Source organism: Seonamhaeicola marinus (assembly GCF_008085455.1).
In genome coordinates this window covers 1-274 of record NZ_VSDQ01000149.1, presented here as the reverse complement: position 1 = coordinate 274, position 274 = coordinate 1, and the positions used below count along the sequence as shown (strand labels likewise).

Here is a 274-nt window from a genome sequence, read left to right as displayed (position 1 = left end):
GGTCACGCTGTTCAGCATGCACAAGCTTATAGTTGGTTGCAAATGCGATCTACATTAGTGCCGGTGGTGAGTGTAAGTTCAGGAATGTCTCAATGGTTAGTCATTGGTGGACTTATTCTTGGTGGAGCTGCTGGTTTAGGATTAGGCTGGTGGGTTGCTGTGGCTGGATTGGTTATGATGGGATTCGCAACGGTGTTTAGTTTTATTACATTGCCTGTAGAGTATGATGCTAGTAACCGTGCATTAGCTTGGTTACAAAATAAGAACATTGTGT

The 274-nt window shown here is 43.8% G+C and carries 1 protein-coding gene; it reads left to right on the top strand.

The window, feature by feature from the left end:
- Positions 1–274, top strand: a 274-nt coding sequence (locus tag FUA24_RS01175) for a zinc metallopeptidase (RefSeq protein WP_148539689.1), incomplete at both ends; no start/stop codon positions are given.